Below are 431 nucleotides of genomic sequence, written 5' to 3'. Positions count from 1 at the left end.
AATGGTTTCGGTATCCATCGTTGGCTCCAGTATTGGATCGGAAGGCATGCAGGTCGAATCGGCGGTGATCAGCGATTAACGGAGCGCGGCACGAGGAACACCAGCAGCGCGCCAAACGTAATCGCGACGGAGATGAAGATGAGTCCGGCGGTGGACTTGCCGGTCAGATCGTTCAGCCAGCCGACGATCGCCGGCGAGAAGAAGCCGGCGAGATTGGCAAAGCAGTTGACCGCGGCGATGCCCGCCGCCGCCGACATCCCGCCGAGCAGCGCCGTGGGCAGCGACCAGAACTGCGACGACGACGCCAGAATGCCGGCGGACGCAATGCTCAGGCACACGATCGCTGCGCTGACGCTGCCGAGCATCGGCAACGTCGCGAAGCCCGCCGCCGCGATCAGCATCGGCACCGCGAGATGGAAGCGGCGCTCGCG

General features: G+C 65.2%; 1 pseudogene. It reads right to left on the bottom strand.

Going from position 1 to position 431, the window contains the following annotated elements:
- Window positions 1–68: 68 nt before the first annotated feature.
- A pseudogene (locus tag DID98_RS35570) lies at window positions 69–431 on the bottom strand (MFS transporter); the annotation flags it as partial.

This window comes from Burkholderia sp. Bp8984, assembly GCF_003853755.1.
Taxonomy (GTDB): Bacteria; Pseudomonadota; Gammaproteobacteria; order Burkholderiales; family Burkholderiaceae; genus Burkholderia.
The sequence above is the reverse complement of the archived record's forward strand: the minus strand, read 5'-3'. Positions and strand labels throughout refer to the sequence as shown.